Annotated in this window: 18 protein-coding genes and 2 pseudogenes; 15 read left to right on the top strand and 5 right to left on the bottom strand. The window is 68.6% G+C overall.

What is annotated here, in order from left to right; translation table 11 throughout:
* Window positions 1-141: 141 nt before the first annotated feature.
* A pseudogene (locus BFN33_RS05100) lies at window positions 142-525 on the top strand (iron-containing alcohol dehydrogenase); the annotation flags it as partial.
* 59 nt (window positions 526-584) lie between these two features.
* On the top strand, window positions 585-1,592 hold the full coding sequence (locus BFN33_RS05095; RefSeq protein WP_069758607.1) for an enoyl-CoA hydratase/isomerase family protein: 1,008 nt from the start codon (window positions 585-587) through the stop codon (window positions 1,590-1,592).
* Between the two features lie 31 nt (window positions 1,593-1,623).
* Here BFN33_RS05095 and BFN33_RS05090 read toward each other — a convergent pair whose 3' ends face one another.
* Both BFN33_RS05090 and BFN33_RS05085 read right to left on the bottom strand, forming a co-directional pair.
* On the bottom strand, window positions 1,624-2,637 hold the full coding sequence (locus BFN33_RS05090; RefSeq protein ID WP_069758606.1) for an NADP-dependent oxidoreductase: 1,014 nt from the start codon (window positions 2,635-2,637) through the stop codon (window positions 1,624-1,626).
* 531 nt (window positions 2,638-3,168) lie between these two features.
* The gene (locus BFN33_RS05085) at window positions 3,169-3,747 is read right to left on the bottom strand and encodes a TetR/AcrR family transcriptional regulator (RefSeq protein WP_069758605.1); all 579 of its coding nucleotides are present in this window, start codon (window positions 3,745-3,747) and stop codon (window positions 3,169-3,171) included.
* Window positions 3,748-4,089: 342 nt separating this feature from the next.
* Between BFN33_RS05085 and BFN33_RS05080 the strand changes: the two genes are divergently transcribed.
* Window positions 4,090-4,881 (top strand): SDR family oxidoreductase, encoded by a 792-nt coding sequence (locus tag BFN33_RS05080; RefSeq protein WP_069758604.1) that lies wholly within the window; start codon window positions 4,090-4,092, stop codon window positions 4,879-4,881.
* 284 nt (window positions 4,882-5,165) lie between these two features.
* On the top strand, window positions 5,166-6,227 hold the full coding sequence (locus BFN33_RS05075) for an alkene reductase (protein WP_069758603.1): 1,062 nt from the start codon (window positions 5,166-5,168) through the stop codon (window positions 6,225-6,227).
* Between the two features lie 156 nt (window positions 6,228-6,383).
* Here the strand turns inward: BFN33_RS05075 and BFN33_RS05070 are convergent, their stop codons facing one another.
* Complete coding sequence (locus tag BFN33_RS05070; RefSeq protein ID WP_069758602.1) at window positions 6,384-6,851, bottom strand: helix-turn-helix domain-containing protein; 468 nt, start codon at window positions 6,849-6,851, stop codon at window positions 6,384-6,386.
* 105 nt (window positions 6,852-6,956) lie between these two features.
* Between BFN33_RS05070 and BFN33_RS05065 the strand changes: the two genes are divergently transcribed.
* From BFN33_RS05065 to BFN33_RS05030, 8 genes are all read left to right on the top strand, one after another.
* Entirely contained in the window at window positions 6,957-7,457 is a 501-nt protein-coding gene (locus BFN33_RS05065; RefSeq protein ID WP_069758601.1) for a PaaI family thioesterase, read from the top strand.
* Between the two features lie 153 nt (window positions 7,458-7,610).
* Complete coding sequence (locus BFN33_RS05060; protein ID WP_069758600.1) at window positions 7,611-7,919, top strand: hypothetical protein; 309 nt, start codon at window positions 7,611-7,613, stop codon at window positions 7,917-7,919.
* 479 nt (window positions 7,920-8,398) lie between these two features.
* On the top strand, window positions 8,399-9,214 hold the full coding sequence (locus tag BFN33_RS05055; protein ID WP_079140595.1) for an oxidoreductase: 816 nt from the start codon (window positions 8,399-8,401) through the stop codon (window positions 9,212-9,214).
* A 318-nt stretch (window positions 9,215-9,532) separates the two neighbouring features.
* Window positions 9,533-10,621, top strand: a complete 1,089-nt coding sequence (locus tag BFN33_RS05050) for an SMP-30/gluconolactonase/LRE family protein (RefSeq protein ID WP_256122631.1) — start codon at window positions 9,533-9,535, stop codon at window positions 10,619-10,621.
* A 51-nt stretch (window positions 10,622-10,672) separates the two neighbouring features.
* Window positions 10,673-11,263, top strand: a complete 591-nt coding sequence (locus BFN33_RS05045) for a TetR/AcrR family transcriptional regulator (RefSeq protein WP_069758599.1) — start codon at window positions 10,673-10,675, stop codon at window positions 11,261-11,263.
* 151 nt (window positions 11,264-11,414) lie between these two features.
* The gene (locus tag BFN33_RS05040) at window positions 11,415-12,005 is read left to right on the top strand and encodes a TetR/AcrR family transcriptional regulator (protein WP_069758598.1); all 591 of its coding nucleotides are present in this window, start codon (window positions 11,415-11,417) and stop codon (window positions 12,003-12,005) included.
* Window positions 12,006-12,118: 113 nt separating this feature from the next.
* Complete coding sequence (locus tag BFN33_RS05035) at window positions 12,119-12,613, top strand: PaaI family thioesterase (protein ID WP_069758597.1); 495 nt, start codon at window positions 12,119-12,121, stop codon at window positions 12,611-12,613.
* A gap of 133 nt (window positions 12,614-12,746) precedes the next feature.
* Window positions 12,747-13,652, top strand: a complete 906-nt coding sequence (locus BFN33_RS05030) for an aminoglycoside phosphotransferase family protein (protein ID WP_088245249.1) — start codon at window positions 12,747-12,749, stop codon at window positions 13,650-13,652.
* Window positions 13,653-13,730: 78 nt separating this feature from the next.
* On the opposite strand, the gene BFN33_RS05025 is transcribed toward BFN33_RS05030, so the two are convergent.
* Complete coding sequence (locus tag BFN33_RS05025) at window positions 13,731-14,690, bottom strand: GlxA family transcriptional regulator (RefSeq protein WP_069758595.1); 960 nt, start codon at window positions 14,688-14,690, stop codon at window positions 13,731-13,733.
* 194 nt (window positions 14,691-14,884) lie between these two features.
* Here BFN33_RS05025 and BFN33_RS53030 point away from each other — a divergent pair.
* Both BFN33_RS53030 and BFN33_RS55410 read left to right on the top strand, forming a co-directional pair.
* A pseudogene (locus BFN33_RS53030) lies at window positions 14,885-16,147 on the top strand (zinc-binding dehydrogenase); the annotation flags it as partial.
* A 39-nt stretch (window positions 16,148-16,186) separates the two neighbouring features.
* Window positions 16,187-16,612 carry a nuclear transport factor 2 family protein gene (locus BFN33_RS55410; protein WP_370743253.1) on the top strand — a complete coding sequence of 142 codons (426 nt, stop codon included), beginning with the start codon at window positions 16,187-16,189 and terminating at the stop codon, window positions 16,610-16,612.
* 77 nt (window positions 16,613-16,689) lie between these two features.
* Here the strand turns inward: BFN33_RS55410 and BFN33_RS05015 are convergent, their stop codons facing one another.
* The gene (locus BFN33_RS05015) at window positions 16,690-17,493 is read right to left on the bottom strand and encodes an alpha/beta fold hydrolase (protein ID WP_370743244.1); all 804 of its coding nucleotides are present in this window, start codon (window positions 17,491-17,493) and stop codon (window positions 16,690-16,692) included.
* A 491-nt stretch (window positions 17,494-17,984) separates the two neighbouring features.
* Here BFN33_RS05015 and BFN33_RS05010 point away from each other — a divergent pair, with 491 nt between their 5' ends.
* Window positions 17,985-18,851 carry an alpha/beta fold hydrolase gene (locus BFN33_RS05010; protein WP_069758593.1) on the top strand — a complete coding sequence of 289 codons (867 nt, stop codon included), beginning with the start codon at window positions 17,985-17,987 and terminating at the stop codon, window positions 18,849-18,851.
* Window positions 18,852-19,342 lie beyond the last annotated feature (491 nt).

Here is a 19,342-nt window from a genome sequence, read left to right as displayed (position 1 = left end):
GGCGGGCGGTCCACTGGCCGCACACGGCGGGACGCGTCACCGCCTCGCGGCGGACGGCCAGGGTGATGGGGGGCCGGATGGTGATCTCCGGTGCTCGCGTAATGCGGCCACGGTCTAGGGCGGGCCGTACCGCCCTTCTCGGGCGGCCTTGCCCAGAACGCGATCCGGACCATCGGCCGCCACCTCCGCCGCATCTACGCCGCCGGGGCAGACATCGAGACTCGTGAGGCGACGATGCTCGCCGTGACCCAGGTCGGCTTCGCCTTCTCAGGCTTCGGCGTGGTGCTGGCGCACGGGATGAGCCGCCCGATCGGCGCTCACTTCCGTGTCGCCCACGGTCTGTCGAACGCGATGCTCTTCCCTGCGGTGACCGCGTTCTCCGCGCCCGCCGCCGAGAGCCGGTACGGCGATTGCGCCCGCGCCCTCGGAGCCGCCAACGACGGTCACGGTGACGTCCTGGCTGTCCACAGGCTCGTAGAGGCACTGCGGTCACTGTGTCAGGATCTTGATGTGCCCGGCGAATGAGGAAGAGGAACAGGATGCCCATGACAGCCAGGTCCGCGCGGACCACGAGGCGCTGAGCCATGACCGATACCGCTGCCGCAGAGATTCTCACCGACGTCCACCGGGGCGTCGGGCGCATTCTGCTGAACCGGCCCAAGGCGCTCAACGCCCTGACCACGGACATGGTCGCCGCCATCGACCGCCGGCTCGCCGAGTGGGCGGACACACCACTGTCCGCCGTGGTGCTCGCGAGCACCAGCCCGAAGGCGTTCTGTGCCGGCGGAGACATCCGCACGATCCGCGAGAACAGCCTCGCAGGGGACGCCGAGGCCAGTGAGCGGTTCTTCGCCACCGAGTACCGGCTCAACGCCCGGATCGCCGAGTATCCCGTGCCGGTCGTGTCGCTCATCGACGGAGTGTGCATGGGCGGCGGTCTCGGTCTGTCCGTCCACGGCGGCTTCCGCGTCGTCACCGAGCGCGCGGTGCTGGCCATGCCCGAGACCGGGATCGGGTTCTTCCCGGATGTCGGGGCCAGCTACTTTCTGCCGAGGCTGCCCGGCGCGATCGGTATGTACCTGGGACTGACCGGGCACCGGCTCGACGCAGCCGACACCCTGTACACGGGACTGGCCACGCACTTCGTCCCCGCGGACGGGCTCGACGCGGTCGGCGACGCACTGGCCGGCAACCCCGGCGACCCGGTGGACGTGGTCCTGAACCGTCTCGGCAGCCGTTCCCCGGTGGCGGAGAGCAGGCTGGCGGAGGTGCGCGGGGAGGTGGACTGGGCGTTCGGCGCGCCGACCCTCGGCGAGATCGAGAAACGCCTGCGTCACCTCGACTCTGCCTGGGCGGCAGGCGCACTGGACGCCTTGGAGTCCGCCTCGCCGCAGAGTCTGGAGATCACTCACGCCCTGCTGTCCCGGGGCGGGCAGCGCACGTTGCGCGAGTGCCTTGCCGCCGAACTCGCCCTCGCGCGTACGACCATCCGCACGCCGGACTTCCTGGAGGGCGTCCGTGCGGCCCTGGTCGACAAGGACCGCACTCCCGACTGGCAGCGTGTGGCGCTCGGCGGACGGACACCGTCCTGATCACGCCCGCCGTGAGGAGGCCGGCACGGTCTCAGTCGTTGTCGGGCACCATCGAGACCACGACCTTGCCCGCCTTGGTGCGGCCCTGCTCGACGTACGCCATCGCTTCCAGCGTCCGGTCGAACGGGAAGGTGGTGTCGATGACCGGGTGGAGCTTCCCGCTGTCGTAGAGGGCACCGAGCTTGCGCAGCTGGGAGCCGTCGGCCTGCATGAACAGGAACTCGTAGCGCACGCCAAGCGCCCTGGCCTTCTTGCGGACCTTGCGACTGAGCACACTCATGACCAGGCCCAGGAACGAGGGGGCGCCGAGCTGCTTGGCGAACGCGGCGTCCGGCGGGCCGACGACACTGATGGCCAGACCGCCGGGCTTCAGCACGGTCAGCGACTTCTCGAGGTTCGCTCCCCCTACGGAGTCCAGCACCAGGTCGTAGCCGGACAGCATCTTCGAGAAGTCTTCCTTCGTGTAGTCGACGACGATGTCGGCACCGAGGCTGCTGACCAGTTTCTCCTTGTCGGTGCTCGTGGTTGTGGCGACCGTGGCGCCGAGGTGCTTGGCGAGCTGGATGGCCGTAGAGCCGAGGCCACCGGCACCGGCATGGATGAGCACCTTCTGGCCCGGCTGCACGTGGGCCCGGTCGACGAGGACCTGCCAGGCGGCCAGGGCCACCAGCGGCACGGCGGCTGCCTCTTGGAGGGTGAGGGTGGCGGGCTTGGGGGCGACATCGTCCATGTCGATGGCGATGAACTCCGCGAAGCCGCCGATCCGCAGGTCGCGCGGACGGGCGTAGACCTCGTCACCGACTTCGAGGCCGCGTACGGCGGAGCCGACCCGCGTCACGACACCGGCCAGGTCATGGCCGAGCACGAACGGAGGCTTGTGCTTGATGAGCTGCTTGAACTCCCCGTTGCGGATCATTTTGTCCAGCGGATTGATACTGGCGGCGCTCACCCTGACCAGGACGTCGCGGTCTCCGACCGTGGGCTCGGGTACGTCTGCGGCGCGTACGCCGTCCTTGCCGTACTTCTCGACGACGAATGCCTTCATGCCGGCCGCCCTCCTGTGGGGGTTCCCAGTGCTCGATGTGATTCTTCGCGCAAGTCGCCCTGCGCGCCCGTTCGCGTGCGGTCGGGTCGGTGTGCGGCCACGACGCTACTTCCTGAGTATAGAAAAGTAAACTCAGACGGGGTTCAGGGACCACTCGCGGGACGGCTGCCGATGCTGGTGAAGTGAAGGAAGCGAGCAGGGGGGTGGATCTCTGTGCCGCTCGTGAGGCGGCTGTTGAAGTGGAGTGACCGCTACCGTGGCGCCCCGGGGGGCCGGCGGTCCTGGCGCGACATCGCGAGTGCGGTGCGCACGTCGACGTCCGAATCCGCTGCGGACAGGGGGAGATGGCCCCAGGGGGCCGAGGACTCCGCCGCAGTGGGGCGTGGCAAGGCGACGGCGAGGGCGTCAGTGGCGGCTACGGGCAGGGGAGTGAGCCGGAAAACGCCGGACGCAACAAGGGCAGGGTGGGGCTTCCGTTGGCCAACGGCCGTTTGATCGCGTGCCGTTGGGGCCGGGCCGCCTGGTCCAGGTTCAGGATTCCGGGTCAGGTGAGTGGGGGGCGGTCAGGGCTTCGCGGGTGGACTCCAGGATCTTCTCCGACAGATCCGTGCCCGCCGTGGCCCTGGCGAGCAGGATCGCGCCGACCAGGGTGGCCACCAGGGGAAGACCGTCCTCGGCTTCGGTGGACATCCACGCGGCGAATTTCTCGACGCCGGCCGCGTACGTTTCGCGCATCTCCCCGGCTGAGGGCTCGCGAGCCGCGTCCCCCGCGAATCCCGCGGTGGGGCAACCGCTGCCGGGCTGGTCGCGGTGCTCGGCCGACAGGTAGAAGTCGATGAGGGCGCCGCGCGCGGTGTCATGATCGCCCCGAGCCGTGTCGAACGACGCCAGGAGCAGGTCGAGGTCCCCGAACGCGGCTTGGGCCGCCTCGGCGACCAGGGCCTCCTTGGAGGAGAACTGCTTGTAGAAGCCGCCCGTGGTCAGCCCGATGGACTTCATCAGATCGGCGACGCTGATGCCGTTCACCCCGCGCTCCCGGAAGAGCTGGGAGGCCGCGGCGACCGCGCGCCTGCGGTTCTCGAGCGCTTGTGCTTGCGAGACGCGACTCATCACTCACCTGCCCACGTTAGATACCAAAGTGTATCTATCGTATGCGACGTGCCGCGGGTGGGCGGTAGCGCCGAGCCGCGCCTCCGGGGGCGGCTTCCGCGGCGCTGGTATGCGGGCGGCGGGCAGGTCTGCGTAGGAGTGTCGCCGGTCTCCAGCCAAACCCGATCGGCAGCCGACCTCGCACTCCCGCGTACGCGTCGAGCGGTCCGGCCATCGGCGGTGACCGACGCCCTCGGGGGCGTTTGACGGAACCTCTTTAGATACCTATCGTAATCTAAAGCGAGATCGGGGCCGACGCTTCGGTCCGCACTCATCCCCCCGCTCAGAAATGAGATCCCGCTCATGACCACTCAGAACAAGACCGCAGTCGTCACCGGCGCATCGGCCGGCCTGGGCACCGCCTACGCGCAGCGGCTTGCCGACCGGGGCTACGACCTGATCCTGGTGGCCCGCAACACTGCGCGGCTGGAAACCCTGGCGTCGGACATCCGCAGCCGCACGGGCCGCGCGGTGGACGTCGTCACCGCCGACCTCACCGACACGGCGCAGATCTCCTTGGTCGAGGAGCGCCTTCGGACCGACGAGAGCATCGAGGTGCTGATCAACAATGCGGGCGGTGCGCTGCTCACGCCGCTGACAGCCTCCGACGCGGCGGCCTACGAGACGCTGATCAACCTCAATGTGACAGCGCTGACCAGGCTGACCATCGCGGTCCTGCCGGGGCTGACGGCCCGCGGGCACGGCACCGTGGTGAACATCTCCTCTGCCATGGCTCTCAACATCCTGCCCGTCAGCGCCGTCTACAGCGGCACCAAGAGCTACGTGCTGACGTTCACCCAGGCCCTGCAGCAGGAACTCGCCGAGAGCCCCGTCGTGGTGCAGGCTGTGCTGCCGGGCGCTGTTCGCACGGATCTGTGGGACGGCTCCGGCGTGGACCTCGATGCGTTCCCCGACGAGATAGTCATGAACGTGGACGATGCCGTCGACGCGGCGCTCGCCGGCCTCGACGCCGGGGAGCCCGTCACCATCCTGTCCCTGCCGGACATCAGCGACTGGGAGTCGTTCGAGAAGGCGCGTCAGGCTCTCGTCCCCAACCTGTCCCGGAAGGTCCCGGCCGACCGCTACCGCGGCTGACCGCCGCTCCGGCCCCGGCGGCGGAACCCCTCCCGTGACGACGGCCGGATCAGGCCGTAGAAGGCACGGTTGGCGCTTCTGCATACGACCCAAGCGTCATGGCGACGGTCAGGCGCGCGGCAAGCCGGTCAGCATTCTCGACCACCGAGTCCCCCTCCATGCGGCCGCCTTCCGTGGAGAAGGTCAGCGGCCCATCCGAGCGGTCATCGCGAACGCGTTACTTCCCGCGGGGCGGGCAGCCCGCCACCCGCAGCTCACTCTCACCCCTACTTGAGGAAACATCCATGTCGCACGCCCTGTGGAACCCGATCGTCGCCGGGGAGATCTCCCTGCCGCACCGACTGGCGATGGCCCCCCTGACGCGCAACCGGTCCACCCCGCAGGGCGTACCCACCGAGCTGAACGCCGAGTACTACGCCCAGCGCGCCTCGCACGCCCTCATCGTCACCGAGGGCACCCAGCCCAGCGCCGACGGCCAGGGCTACCCGGTGACCCCCGGTATTTACACGGAGGAGCACATCACCGGCTGGCGCAAGGTCACCGACGCCGTGCACAAGGCCGACGGACGCATCGTCATTCAGCTCATGCACGCCGGACGGATCTCCCACCCCGACAACACCCCCCACCACCGACAGCCGGTGGCTCCCTCCCCGGTCCGGCCGACGGGCGAGATGTTCACCGCGTCCGGCCTCCAGGAGATGCCGGTACCGCGCGAACTGTCGACCGAGGAGGTCGCCGCGACGGTCGACGACTTCCGGCGCGCCGCGGCGGCCGCCATCGCGGCCGGCGCCGACGGCGTCGAGATCCACGGCGCCAACGGCTACCTCCTGCACCAGTTCCTCGCCACCAACACCAACCAGCGCACCGACCAGTACGGCGGCTCCCTCGACAACCGCATCCGCTTCGCCGTCGAAGTCGCCACCGCCGTGGCCGACGAGATCGGCGCCGGCCGCACCGGCATCCGGATCTCCCCCGGGAACCCGTTCAACGACATCGCCGAGAGCGACACCCACGAGCTGTACCCCGCCCTGGTGCGCGCCCTCGCTCCGCTCGACCTCGCCTACCTGCACATCGCCCACGGCGGTGACGACGAACTCCTGCACACCCTTCGCAAGTTGTGGCCGAACACCCTGGTCCTCAACCGGGCCGGCACCGACATCGACACCCGCGCCAAGGACGTCGAAGACGGCGTCGCCGATGTCGTCACCGTCGGCACGATGGCGCTCGCCAACCCCGACCTGGTCGAGCGCGTACGCACCGCCGCGCCGCTCAACACCCCCGACCCCGCCACCTTCTACGGCGGCGGCGAGGCTGGCTACACGGACTACCCCACCCTCACTGCCTGACCGAACCCGGCTGACCGACCCGCCGTACCGGTCCTGGCAGGCCGGTATGGCCGTATGTAGGTGCCTTGTGCCTCATGCCTCGTGCCTGAGCGCGCTGCTGTTGCACCGAGCCCGGAAGCTGGCCGCTGTCCGGCCCGCGACCGCGAGTGCGATGTCTCAGGACCGGAGTCGGGCGCCCTTTCCCAGCCGGGCGGTGACTTCGCGGGGAGTGAGGGTGGAGTGGTCCGCGGAGCATTCGACGACGACGCGGACCGGGGCGTCGCAGTCGCTGTGGCGGACGTCCAGGACAGGCCCCTCGGGGCCAAGGGCGTATGCCTCGCCCCACTGGGTCAGTGCCATCAGAACGGGCCACAGGTCCCAGCCCTTGCGGGTCAGGCGGTATTCGTTGCGGGGACGGCTGCCGGGCTCCCGGTAGGGGACGGTCTTCAGAATGCCGGCCGAGGTCAGCTTGCGGAGGCGGTCGCTGAGCACCGCTTCCGAGAGGCCGATGTGGCGGTGGAAGTCGTCGAAGCGGCGGACGCCGTTGACGGCGTCACGCAGGATCAGCAGTGTCCACTTCTCCCCGATCACGTCGAGCGTGCGCTGGACGGGGCAGTTCTCCGTGCTCGCCTCAAGCCACTCCATCCCGCCATGGTAGGGGACCTGGCTTCTCCATTGACAGTCAGGCGAACAAAAGCCTAGCTTCGCTTGGGAAAGTCAGCTGACAGTCAGAGGGAAGGGCGCTGGATCGTGGGGCGAACGCGTACGTATCAATGGGACGATCCCGCGATCTCGGCGGAGGCGGCCGGACGCATGGCCGGCATCGACTTCCTGCGCGAGGTGCAGGGGGGTCGGCTTCCGGCGGCGCCGATCGGTCACACCGTCGACTTCACCCTGGACGAGGTGGAGCCCGGCAGGGCGGTCTTCTCGCTGACCCCGGGGGAGGAGCACTACAACCCCATCGGCAGCATGCACGGCGGCGTCTTCGCCACGCTGCTCGACTCGGCGGCGGGCTGCGCCGTCCAGTCGCTCCTCCCACAGGGGATGGCGTACACCTCGCTGGACCTGACGGTGAAGTTCCTGCGGCGGGTCACCGTGGACACCGGCCCGGTGCGCGCCATCGGCACGGTCGTCAACAAGGGACGCCAAACCGCCCTCGCCCAGGCTCAGTTGGTCGACGCGAAGGACCGTCTCCTCGCCCACGCCACCAGCAGCTGCATGCTCTTCCCGGTACCCGCTTCTGGGGCGTGACTCCGCAGGCAGGGCTCTCGGTCCGCGGGGGCGGGCCGTCGGGACAACACGGAGCTGCTTGGTCGGTGCGTTCCGGGTCTGGTTACTGGTGGGTCACAAGGTTTTGTAAGATCCACTTCGACCAACTCAAGCCCTACCTGGGGGAAACAACTCATGACCAAGCGCTTTTCCGTCCTGGCCGTCTCCGCGGCCATCGTCGGAGGCTTCTTCATTACCTCGGTGCCCGCTCACGCCGCCGTGTCGGCCGACCGGGGCGAGGTATCGGTCAAGGCCGCCGTCACCTGCAACACGAGCCAGCTGCGCCAGCAGATCGCCAACCTCAAGACCAAGGCCGCGAAGCTGAAGCAGCTGGGGGAGACCGCGGCGGCCAGGAAGGCGCTCAACGACGCGGCCGCCCTCCAGAGGAAGCTCGACGCGTGCATCAAGGCTGACGACGACGCCAGCAAGCCGTTCCCCGGATAAGTCCCCGGTTTCGACGTGTGGCGCTGCCCGTCCCGCTCTGCGGACGGGTGGCGCCACACGCTTGTGCCCCTCAGTTTCCCAGTGTTCCCGGTGCCCTCCCTCAGTGCGGGCAGCTGCCGCACTCGGGCCGGATCGCGAACAGGCCGAACTCGTCGAACGCGAAGGTCCAGCCCGGGAAGCGGTCCAGGATGCTGGAAGGCGCTGCCGTGGCGGGCGAGCGGGCAATACACCTCGCGGCCGATGTGGATGACTCGGCTGCCCAAGCCCACGCCGTTCCCGCCGACTGAGCCGGCGGCTTCATCGCGCATCGGACTGTTGCTGCCCCGTCCACAAGCGCCGCGCCCCACGTCTTCCCGACCTCTTTCGAATCATCAGGCCTGACCACTTGCCATTGCCTGACGATCGTCCTATGGTCGTACGTACGTAAGACATACGACCGTAAGACATACGGGAGTGCGTCAAAACCAAGGGAGCTCGTGATGGCGACAACTCGACCGGTGGTGCTCGTGACAGGTGCCTCCTCGGGGGTCGGTAAGGAGACGGCCCTCGCCTTCGCCGCGGCGGGCTTCGAGGTGATCGGGACCGCTCGCAACACCGCGCGGGTCGCCGCGCCCGCCGGGGTGACCTACCTCGACCTCGACGTGACCAGCGACGAGTCGGTCGCCTTGGTGGTCAAGCAGGTGATCGACCGGTTCGGGCGTATCGACGTCCTGGTCAACAACGCCGGCGTCGGCGCGAACGGGGCCGCCGAGGAGTTCTCCGTCGCCCGGACGCAGGAGGTCTTCGACGTCAACGTCTACGGCATCATGCGGATGACCAAGGCGGTCCTGCCGCACATGCGCGCCCAGCGGCGCGGACGCGTCATCAACGTCTCCTCCCTCAGCGGGTTCGTGCCCAGCCCGTTCATGGCCATCTACACCTCCACCAAGCACGCGGTCGAGGGCTACTCCGGGTCGCTGGACCACGAGGTCCGCGAGCACGGCGTACGGGTCCTGCTCGTGGAGCCCGGCCCGATCAACACCCCGTTCGGCGACCACAGCGTGCAGGGCGACACCCCCATGCCGCTGTACGCGTCGGGACGGCGCACCTTCGACGAGGTGCTGGCGAAGAACACCAGCGGCGGCGACGATCCCTCCACCATCGCCAAGGTGATCGTCGCGGCGGCCACCGACAAGAACCCGAAACTGCGGCGCACCGCCGGTAGGACGGCCGCCGGCATCAGCGTGTTCCACCGCGTCCTTCCGGCCCGGGTCTTCGACCGCATCGTCCGCAGGTTCAACCGGATGCCGAACTGACCCTCCCCCTTCGCGTGCCCCCACCTGTCCGAAAGCGACGACGCGTCCTCGACGACGTGATCGCGGATGTGATGAAGGACGGCGACAACCCTGCCGTCGTCGCCAAAACGATCGTCACCGCGGACCCGACGAGAAGCCGAAGCTGCGCGCACCCCAGCTGACCGCCGCCACGCCGCCCTCACGCGCCACGACGGTACGCCGCCTCGCTCCCGCCGGAACGTTCGACAAGCAGACCCGCAACAACAGCCGTCTGCCCGCCTGACCTCCCGGTCTCCCAAAGCCCATTGATCAGCCACTCGTGATTTACCTAGGAGAGTCATGCAGCAGCAACACCAGCACACGGCCCGACGCAGTGCATCCGGCACAAGGCGTTTTCTGAAGCGGAACGTCGGCATCGCGCTCGCGGTCACCGCGGCGGCTGCCGTCCTGGCCTCGGCGCCGTCCGTGTCCGCGTCGACATGGCCGGGACACTCGTACAGCGGATCCGCGGTCTCCGACGTACGGACCGCCGCGACGTTCGACTTCGCCGCCGGCGAGATCCCCGAGAACATCACCGCCAACCCCGACGGCTCGGTGACCCTGTCCCTGCTCGGCAGCTGTGCGGTGTGTCAGCGCACCCACGGTCCGGAGCTGATGCGTATCTCCGCGTCCGGAGAGCGCACGGTACTCGCCACCGGGCAGGTGGGCGAGGCCATCAGCGGCAACGCCCGTGGCAGTGACGGCACCGTCTACTACGCGTTGTGGGCCCCGGGCAACGCGGCCAGGAACGGCGTGTACAAGCTGCTTGCGGACGGTACCCCCGAGCGTGTCGCCGCCCTGCCCGCCGACTCGGGCCCCAACGGGCTGGCCGTCGACCCGACCGGACGCACCCTCTACATCGCGGACAGCCTGAAGGGCGTCGTCTGGTCCGCTCCGGCCTCGGGCGGCCCGGTGACCCCGTGGCTGACCGACGCCGCTCTCGCGCCGGTACCGACCGAAGCCCTGCCGATCGGCGCCAACGGGCTCAGGTTCCACAACGGCGCCCTGTGGATCAGTAACTTCAACAAGGGGAGCCTGCTGCGGGTGCCCGTCACCGCCACCGGCACGGCGGGCCCCATCCACCAGATCGCGGGCGGCCTGCCCAACATCGACGATCTCAGCTTCCTCACCCCCTTCTCCGACGTGGTCTTCGCGGCGCAGAACGGCTCGTCCTCGAACAACGGCCCGGACAGGGTCGTGGTCATCTATCCCAACGGCACCTACAAGCCCGTCCTGACCAGCGCGGACGGCCTCGCCTCGCCCTCCGCGACCGCGGTGCGCGGCGACCGGCTGTACATCACCGACGGCGGGGTCCCCGACCCCCACGACCCGAAGCTGCAGACCGCCAGGATCAACATCCCCGCTCTCCTTGCGGGCGCGGCACACTGACCCGACCAGCCGGCAGCCGGGGCACCCGCCCCGGCTGCGACGGAGGAACACATCGTGCGGTACACGAAAGAACACAAACAGCAGACGCGGCAGCGGATCATCACGACGGCAGGCCGCCGGCTCAAGCGCGACGGCATCGACGGCTCCGGAGTTGCGACCCTCATGAAGGACGCCGGGCTGACCAACGGCACCTTCTACGCCTACTTCAGCTCCAAGGACGACCTCGTCGCCACCGCGGTCGCCGACCAACTGCGCACACAGCACGCGAACATCGTCGCGCAGGCGGCACCCGGCCGCGCCGGACTCGAACAGATCATCCGCTGGTACTTCTCCACCGAACAGCGGGACACCATCGACGACGGCTGTCCCAACGCCGCCCTCCTCGACGAGATCGCACGCTCCACAGACGCAGCCCGGCAGGCCTACACCGACGGCGCGCTGGTCCTCATCGACGGCTTCGCCGCCCGCCTGGCACCCCACGACCCGCCATCAGCACGTCTCAAGGCGCTCAGCCTCCTCGGCATGATGGCCGGCACCCTGCAACTCTCCCGCGCCCTCACCGACCGGCAACTCGCCGACCAGCTCCTCGAACAGGGGATCCGCAACGCCCTCGCACTGATAGACGCCGAACAGCACGAATGAAATCCGGCCCGTGCCTGCCTCACTGATGCTGCGCCACGCCCGCTCGCCCTTCGCCCCTCCGTCGACTCTTTGGATTACGTTTGCAATACCATAGACTGGCTGAGTCGGTGAAGGGCAACCGGTCCTTCCGGCCGGCGAAGGAGCGTGTGGCGTGGTGCGGTACGGCAAAGAGCACAAGTCGGAGACGAGGCGGCGGATCATCGAGACGGCGGGCCGCCGGTTCAAGCAGGACGGTATCGACGGCTCCGGGGTCTCCACCCTGATGAAGGACGCGGGCCTGACCAATGGTGCCTTCTATGCTCACTTCGCATCCAAGGACGACCTCGTCACCACGGCCATCGCCGACCAGTTGACGGCGCAGGCCGAGAACGTCGTCGCGGCCGCTGAGCCCGGCCGTGCCGGACTCGAGCAGATCGTGCGCGGGTACTTGTCGCCCTGGCACCGCGAGAGCCTCGGCGACGGCTGCCCCAACGCCGCGCTGCTCGACGAGATCGGGCGCTCCACCGAGTCAACCAGGCAGGCGTACACCGACGGCGTGCTGATCCTCATCGACGGCATTGCCGCCCGCATGGCCCCCGAGGACCCGCCCTCCGCACGGGTGAAGGCGCTGAGCCTCCTCGGCCTGATGGCCGGAACGCTGCAGCTTTCCCGTGCCCTGACCGACACCCAACTCGCCAACGAGCTCCTCGATCAGGGGATCGAAAACGTCCTCGCTCTGCTGGACTCCTGGCAGCGCGTCTGACGTACTTCGGGCGCCATTTCGTCCCGCCGGAATGGGCCCCCTGGCTTCATCATTGACAGTCAGGTACACCATGGCTAGGTTCAAATCTCGAACCCAGGTGGAGAGGCAGCGGCGTGGAACGGACGCGTACGTATGAGTGGCAGGATCCCGCGATTGTGGGAGCAACCGCTGGACGCGTCTCGGGCGTGGAGGTGCTGCGCGACCTGCTCGAGGGCCGCCTGCCCCCACCGCCCCTCATAGCCGCTCTGGACTTCGCCCTCGAGGAGGTGGAGGAGGGCCGCGTGGTCTTCTCGGTGATGCCGGGCGAGGAGCACTACAACTCCCTGGGCAGTGTGCACGGAGGCGTCTACGCCACCCTGCTCGACTCGGCGGCCGGCGGTGCGGTCCAGTCGACCCTGCCGCAGGGCACGGCATACACCTCGCTTGATCTGACCGTGAAGTTCCTCCGGCGGATCACCGTGGACACAGGCAAGGTCCGCGCCATCGGCACGGTCGTCAACAAAGGACGCCAAACCGCTCTCGCGCAGGCTCACTTGGTCGACGAGGGAGACCGCCTGCTCGCCCACGCCACCAGCAGTTGCATGCTCTTTCCACTCCCCGCGCCCTGAGCCGCCACCGGCAACGGCAAGATCACGGTCGTGAGAACTGTCCCGTGTGAGCCGCATGCTCGCTGGTTTCGTGGCTGCTTCTCTACGCGGGAAATGGGTTGCGATCGAAGATCGTGACGCGAATGCTTCCACCATGAAAATGCACGCCAACCAGCTGACCGTGTTACCCGAGACGGTGCGCATGTTGGTAGACCAGCAGTTTCCTGAATGGCGCAGCCTGCCGGTCAAGAGCATCGTGTCGCAGGGTACGGTCAACGCCGTCTTCCGGATCGGCGATCGGCTCGCCGCTCGATTCCCTCTTGAGTCCGCAGACGTCGAGTCGACGCGGCGCTGGCTGAAGTCCGAGGCGGAAGCGGCTCGCGAGCTGGCAGGTCGCACGCGTTTCCCCACGCCCGAGCCGATCGCGCTGGGCGAACCCGGAGCAGGTTACCCGCTTCCGTGGTCGGTGCAGACGTGGCTGCCCGGCGTCGTGGCCGCCGACGAGGACCCGGGCGAATCGTCTGCGTTCGCCCGTGACTTGGCCGATCTCATCGGCGACCTGCGCGCGATCGACACGCAGGGCCGCACGTTCGCCGGCACAGGTCGAGGAGGCGACCTGCGGTCCCACGACACGTGGATGGCTACCTGCTTCAGCCACAGTGAGCAACTCCTGGACGTCCCTCGACTGCGCCGTATCTGGGCAACTCTGCGTGATCTGCCGCGAGGTGCGGCTGAGGACGCCATGGCCCATTGCGATCTGATTCCCGGCAACGTGCTCGTGTCCGAAGGCCGGCTTGCGGGGATCCTCGACGTCGGCGGCTTCGCGCCCGCTGACCCTTCGCTGGATCTTGTGAGCGCGTGGCACCTGCTCGAGGCCGGGCCGCGGCAGGTGCTCCGTGATCACCTGGGCAGCGACGACCTCGAATGGGAGCGAGGCAAGGCGTGGGCTTTCGTTCAGGCGATGGGGCTGGTCTGGTACTACGTCAAGAGCAACCCGCCCATGAGCCGGACGGGTCGACGATCCTTGGAACGCATCCTGGCGGACACGCCGCTCGCGTGACGTGAAACAGCTGCCGGCCGCGGGTGGGGAAATCCTGCTCATCGCCGCGTCGGCGGAGCGCGAGCTGCGCGGCGGTGCTCAGTGTGCGGGGGACAGGGCGCCGCGGAAGGTGCGCCGGTAGGCGAGCGGTGAGATGCCGATGGCGGCATGCAGATGCTCTCGCAGTGACGTGCCGCCGGCGAAGCCGACCTGGCCGGCGATCTCGTCCACCGGCTGGTCGGTGGTTTCCAGGAGGTGCCGCGCCCGCTCGACGCGCTGCTGGATCAGCCAGCGTCCCGGGCTCAGGCCCACCTCTTCGGTGAAGCGACGGGCGAAGGTGCGCAGACTCATGTGGGAGCGCTCGGCGAGATCCGTCAGCGTCATGGGCTCGTGGAGATTCTCCAGCGCCCATTGACGGGCGGAGGCCGTTCCGCCGGCCGTGGCCTCGGGCACCGGATGCCGGATGTACTGCGCCTGTCCTCCGTCCCGCCACGGCGGGACGACGCACAGGCGGGCCACCTGGTTGGCTACTTCGCTGCCGTGGTCCTTGCGGATGATGTGCAGGCAGACGTCCAGCCCGGAAGCCGCACCGGCCGAGGTCAGTACGTCTCCGTCGTCGATGAACAGGACGTCCGGATCGAGCAGGACCTGCGGGAAACATGCGCGGAAGAGGTCCGCGACCATCCAGTGCGTGGTGGCCGGCCGACCGTCGAGAAGACCGGCCGCGGCGAGAACGAAGGCGCCGGTGCAGATGGACACGAGACGTGTGCCGGCGGCGACGGAACCGAGCGCCTCCACGACGGCCTCCGGCACTTCCGTCGTGACGGCGGTGGGGGTGAAGGGCGGGATGACGACGGTGTCGGCGGTGCGCAGCGCCTCAGGGCCGTGCTCGACGGTGATCGAGAAGTCGGAGTTGGTGCGGACGGGGCGGCCGTCGACGCTGCAGGTGAGAACCTCGTAGCGACCCTCCGCCGCCTCGAAGACCCGACTCGGAATGCCCAGCTCGAAGGGGTAAACGCCGTCCACGGCCAGGACGACGACTCGGTGCGGGGAGGTCATGGCGTGATCCCGTCGAAAGGCGTAATTCATGCCAGCGTATCGGACCCGCACTCTTGCCGCTGGATCACGGTCGACGCGATGAATCGACGATCGCAGGCCATGGCGCGATCCCGTTGAAAGTTGGCATTCATGCCATGGTGCCGGGGGTGGCAGGCCGCGACGCTGGACGGATGACGAACTCCGACAACCCCACCATGCGCGCCATCCGTCAGGACACCCACGGTTCCCCCGACGTACTCAAGGAGGTCGAAGTGCCCCGGCCCGAACCGGGGTTGAGTGAGATCCTGATCGCCGTCCGCGCGGCCGGCGTCAACCCAACCGACTGGTGGAACCGGGCCCAGCCCATGACCGCCAACGGCCTGCCCCTCATCCTGGGCTGGGACGTCTCCGGAGTCGTCGAGGCCGTAGGCACCGGTGTCACCCTGTTCAAGCCGGGCGACGAGGTCTTCGGCATGCTGCCCTACCCCCACGGGGTCGGCGCCCACGCCGAATACGTGACCGCGCCCGCCCGCGCCTTCGTCCACAAGCCCGCCGGTGTCGACCACGTCCAGGCCGGCGCCCTGCCACTCGCCGCCCTGACCGCCTACCAGGCACTCGTCGACACCGCCGACATCCAGCCCGGGCAGCGCGTCCTCATCCACGCGGCGGCCGGCGGGGTCGGCCATCTCGCCGTCCAGATCGCCAAGTCCCGCGGCGCCCACGTCATCGGTACCGCCAGCGCCGCCAAGCACGACTTCCTGCATTCGCTGGGAGTGGACGAGGCCATCGACTACCACACGGTCGATTTCACCGAGGCCGTCAAGGACATCGACGTGGTCCTCGACCCGATCTCGCTGGACACCGCCGCCCGCGCCCGCTCCCTGGCCGTGCTGCGCCCGGGCGGCACGCTCGTCTCGATCCTGCCGGTACCCATCGACCCCGACGAACTGGCCGACATCGCCGAACGGGGCATCCGCTACGAGGCCCTCCTCGTCGAGGCCGACCGCGCCGGCATGCAGGCCATCGCCAATCTGGTCGAAACCGGCGCCCTGCGCGCCCACATCGATGCCACCTTCCCGCTCGCCGAGGCCGCCAAGGCCCACGCCCTGGGCGAGACCGGCCGTACCACCGGCAAGATCGTGCTGACCGTGGAAGGGACGGTGAAGTCGCAGATCACCGTTCAAACCCTCAGGACCGGCTTCGACGGAGGCGACACGACCCCCATCGACCGGCACGTACGGCCCGACTACATCCAGCACAACCCCCTCGCCCCCGACGGCCCCGAGGCCCTCAAGGCGTTCGGTGCCGCCTGGCGCCGGCAGTACCCGGACACCACGTACGACATCAAGCGGGTCATCTCTGAGGGCGACCTGGTGCTCCTGCACTCCAATGTCGTCCCGGCTCCTGGTACCCGCGGGATCGCCGCCTTCGACATCTTCCGCTTCCAGGACGGGAAGATCGCCGAGCACTGGGACATCCTCCAGGAGGTGCCGGAGACCACGGCCAACGGCAACGGCATGTTCTCCACCCTCTCCCGACCGCAGGTCGAGGTGCCGGGGGAGCGGTGGTTCACCGCCTACAACAAGAAGCTGGTCACCGAGTTCGTCGACCAGCTCATGGTCCGCAAGGACCTGGCCGCCTTCGACACCTACGTCGCCCCCGAGTATCACCAGCACAACCCGAACATCCCTGACGGGGTGGTCGGCGCGAAGGCCGGACTGAGCGCGTACTTGGAGAAGTTCCCGCAGCTGAGCGTGGAGCCGAAGAGGGTCATCGCCGAGGGCGACCTGGTGGCCGTCCACAGCCACTACGTCGACGCACCGGGCGAGCGCGGCCGGGCGGTCCTCGACCTCTTCCGGGTGCGGGACGGAAAGATCGTCGAACACTGGGACGCCGTGCAGGACGTGCCGGAGACCTCCGCCAACGGCAACACGATGTTCTGACGGCCACCGGGTCGTAGCGGTCGCGCTACGACCCTGGGGGGGGCACCCGCACCGGTCCATGTCAGACTCGGCCAAGCTCAGGACTCGAGGAACCGCAACGCCCTTGCGACGAAGTCCTCGTGGTTCTGGAAGATCCCCCCATGCCCGGAATCCGGGTAGAGGGGGACGAGCTCGCTCTTGGGCAGTCGGGCGGCCAGGTCGACAGTGTTCTGACTGGGCACCATCCGGTCGTTCTCGCCGTTTGCCACGAGTACCGGTTGGCGAATCGCCGACAGGTCGGACGGTGCCTGGCGTCCCCACCGTCTGATGGCCTTCATCTGGGCGCGGACCGACGTCAGCGAGATGTCCTTGTCGCGGTTGTCCGTACGCTCCTCCAGTCGCCGCAGAAAGGCGCGTCCTGCCCTTCGGCCGCTTGCGGTGTCGGTGAAGAAGAGGGAGAGCTTCGGATCCTGACGGGTCAGGGCGCCCTTGATCGTGGCCTGAACGGCCAGGGCCGGGACCTTGTCGATGCCGTGGCCGCCGGCGGGGCCGGTGCCCGCGAGGATGACCTTGCGGACAAGGCGCGGTTCTTCCGCCGCGACGACCTGCGCGACGAAGCCGCCCATCGACAGACCGAACAGATCGACCTGGTCGAAGCCGAGGGCGTGGATGAACCGCACCGCGTCGTGGGCCATCCCTTCGATCGTGTCCGGCGTGGAGCCGCCCGACCCGCCCACCCCGCGGTTCCCGAAGGTGATCACCCGACGCCGTGCGGCGAGTCCGTCGACGACGCTCGGGTCCCAGTTGTCCAGGTTTCCGGCCAGGTGGATCAGCAGCACCAGCGGCACGCCGTCCTCGGGGCCGAGTTCGCGATACGCGAAGTCCACCCCGTCGACGGACACGGAGCGGGTCGGTGCGTTCCTGTACGACGATCGCGAGGGGGACGGGGAATTCCGCGGTGCGCTCATGGCCAGGTCTTTCGTGTTGGTGGAGAGAGTGGACGAGCGTGCGCTTCGTCCTGGGCTTCCCCGCGCTTGGAAATGCGCCGATTCGGTACGGATGGCGCCGGCGCGCACGTAAGGCGCGCCGGGTGCTGCGCCCGTTGTCAGGCTCCCGCATATGGGATTACGTTCATCATGCTAAGTGGCCGGTCGGCGGGCCGCAAGCGGGGCAGTTGCCCAGCGCGCGTCACGCCTCGTGGTCGATGGCCCCCATGTCGCGACGCTCTGTATGACGCATCTCTTGCGAAGCGCATTAAAGTATGGTCATAATTCAATGGTCGGCGTGATGCTGAAGGGCTCAACCGGGCAGGGTCCGACCCCTGCGGGCCTTCTGCCGTCGTCCCCGTCCGGACCGCAACCGCAGTCCAGAACCCCCGCAGAAGGGCACGGCCGTGAACGACGCACAAGCAGCACGAGGCGACGTGGTGACGTCGTACCGGAAGGCGCCCACCCGCACCCTCACCGCTGGGGGAGTGACCTTCGCCTATCGCGACCTCGGCCCGCGGACCGGCGTCCCGGTGGTCTTCATCACCCACCTCGCAGCGGTCCTCGACAACTGGGATCCTCGGGTCGTCGACGGCATCGCCGCCAGGCATCGCGTCATCACCTTCGACAACAGGGGAGTTGGCGCATCCAGTGGCTCGACGCCGAAGACCATCGAGGAGATGGCGAAGGACGCCGTCACCTTCATCCGGGGACTCGGGCTCGACCATGTCGACGTTCACGGCTTCTCGATGGGCGGCATGATCGCCCAAGTGATCGCGCAGGACGAACCGCGGCTCGTCCGCAGGCTGATCCTCACGGGCACCGGGCCCGCAGGTGGCGAGGGCATCAGGAACGTGAGCCGACTGTCCCATCTCGACACCGTCCGGGCCCTGTTCACCCTCCAGGACCCGAAGCAGTTCCTCTTCTTCACCCGCACCGCGGGCGGGCGCCGAGCCGGAAAGCAGTTCCTGGCCCGGCTCAAGGAGCGCACCCACGACCGCGACAAGGCGATCTCCCTCACGTCCTACTTCGCCCAGCTCAAGGCCATCCACCGCTGGGGGCTCGCGCAGCCCCAGAACCTCTCCGTCATCCATCAGCCCGTGTTCGTCGCCAACGGCGAGAGTGACAGGATGGTGCCGACGAAGAATTCGTTCGAGCTGGCCCGGCGATTGCCGAACGCCGACCTGGTCATCTACCCCGACGCCGGCCACGGAGGCATCTTCCAGTTCCACGAGCAGTTCGTGGCGGAAGCCCTCGACTTCCTCGAGCGGTAGTGGGTGTCGGGCGGACGGGCGGCGCGTTTTGGCCGGGAGTGGCCATAGCCGGACGTGCGGAAGGGCCCTCGCATCCGGGCTCGGCTCGCCGCCTTCGCGCTCCGCTCGCCGGAGGCCGACATCTAACCGGCGCCCTCGTTGCGGCGCGGCCGGGCCTCTCAACCGATGAGCGAGGGAGCGGGACAGGTGCAGCGGTCCCACCGTCATGCGCAAGAGCCCGATGGCTCATGCCACGAGCGGACTGCAGATCCGTGGGCGCCAGGGGGCGGCGATCCACGATGGCCGTCGCGCCCTCGGCATGGGCCTGCTCGGTGCCGTCCGCGCACATCGGCCGATCTCGTCGCGGCGCGGCGGGAGGAGCATCAGGTCGGGCCGGGCCGGGCCGGTCACGGTGCTCGGGCGACAGGTAGCCGCGAACGAGGTCCGCGAGTCCCTCGCGGCCCGAGGTGATGGCCCCAGGACGGCTGAGTCTCTGAAAGTAAACTCAAACG

Source organism: Streptomyces sp. LUP47B, assembly GCF_001746295.1.
GTDB lineage: Bacteria > Actinomycetota > Actinomycetes > Streptomycetales > Streptomycetaceae > Streptomyces.
Note: the sequence above shows the minus strand (reverse complement) of the source record. Positions and strands in the feature narration are given on the sequence as shown.

Excerpts from the sequence above, each read along its gene's own strand:
- BFN33_RS05075 (WP_069758603.1), top strand. The coding sequence starts at position 5,166 with ATGTCGCACGCCCTGTGGAACCCGATCGTCGCCGGGGAGATCTCCCTG.
- BFN33_RS05055 (WP_079140595.1), top strand. The coding sequence starts at position 8,399 with ATGGCGACAACTCGACCGGTGGTGCTCGTGACAGGTGCCTCCTCGGGG.
- BFN33_RS05085 (WP_069758605.1), bottom strand. The coding sequence starts at position 3,747 with ATGAGTCGCGTCTCGCAAGCACAAGCGCTCGAGAACCGCAGGCGCGCG.
- BFN33_RS05050 (WP_256122631.1), top strand. The coding sequence starts at position 9,533 with ATGCAGCAGCAACACCAGCACACGGCCCGACGCAGTGCATCCGGCACA.
- BFN33_RS05090 (WP_069758606.1), bottom strand. The coding sequence starts at position 2,637 with ATGAAGGCATTCGTCGTCGAGAAGTACGGCAAGGACGGCGTACGCGCC.
- BFN33_RS05070 (WP_069758602.1), bottom strand. The coding sequence starts at position 6,851 with ATGGAGTGGCTTGAGGCGAGCACGGAGAACTGCCCCGTCCAGCGCACG.
- BFN33_RS05030 (WP_088245249.1), top strand. The coding sequence starts at position 12,747 with ATGAAAATGCACGCCAACCAGCTGACCGTGTTACCCGAGACGGTGCGC.
- BFN33_RS05060 (WP_069758600.1), top strand. The coding sequence starts at position 7,611 with ATGACCAAGCGCTTTTCCGTCCTGGCCGTCTCCGCGGCCATCGTCGGA.
- BFN33_RS55410 (WP_370743253.1), top strand. The coding sequence starts at position 16,187 with ATGTTCTCCACCCTCTCCCGACCGCAGGTCGAGGTGCCGGGGGAGCGG.
- BFN33_RS05080 (WP_069758604.1), top strand. The coding sequence starts at position 4,090 with ATGACCACTCAGAACAAGACCGCAGTCGTCACCGGCGCATCGGCCGGC.
- BFN33_RS05095 (WP_069758607.1), top strand. The coding sequence starts at position 585 with ATGACCGATACCGCTGCCGCAGAGATTCTCACCGACGTCCACCGGGGC.
- BFN33_RS05025 (WP_069758595.1), bottom strand. The coding sequence starts at position 14,690 with ATGACCTCCCCGCACCGAGTCGTCGTCCTGGCCGTGGACGGCGTTTAC.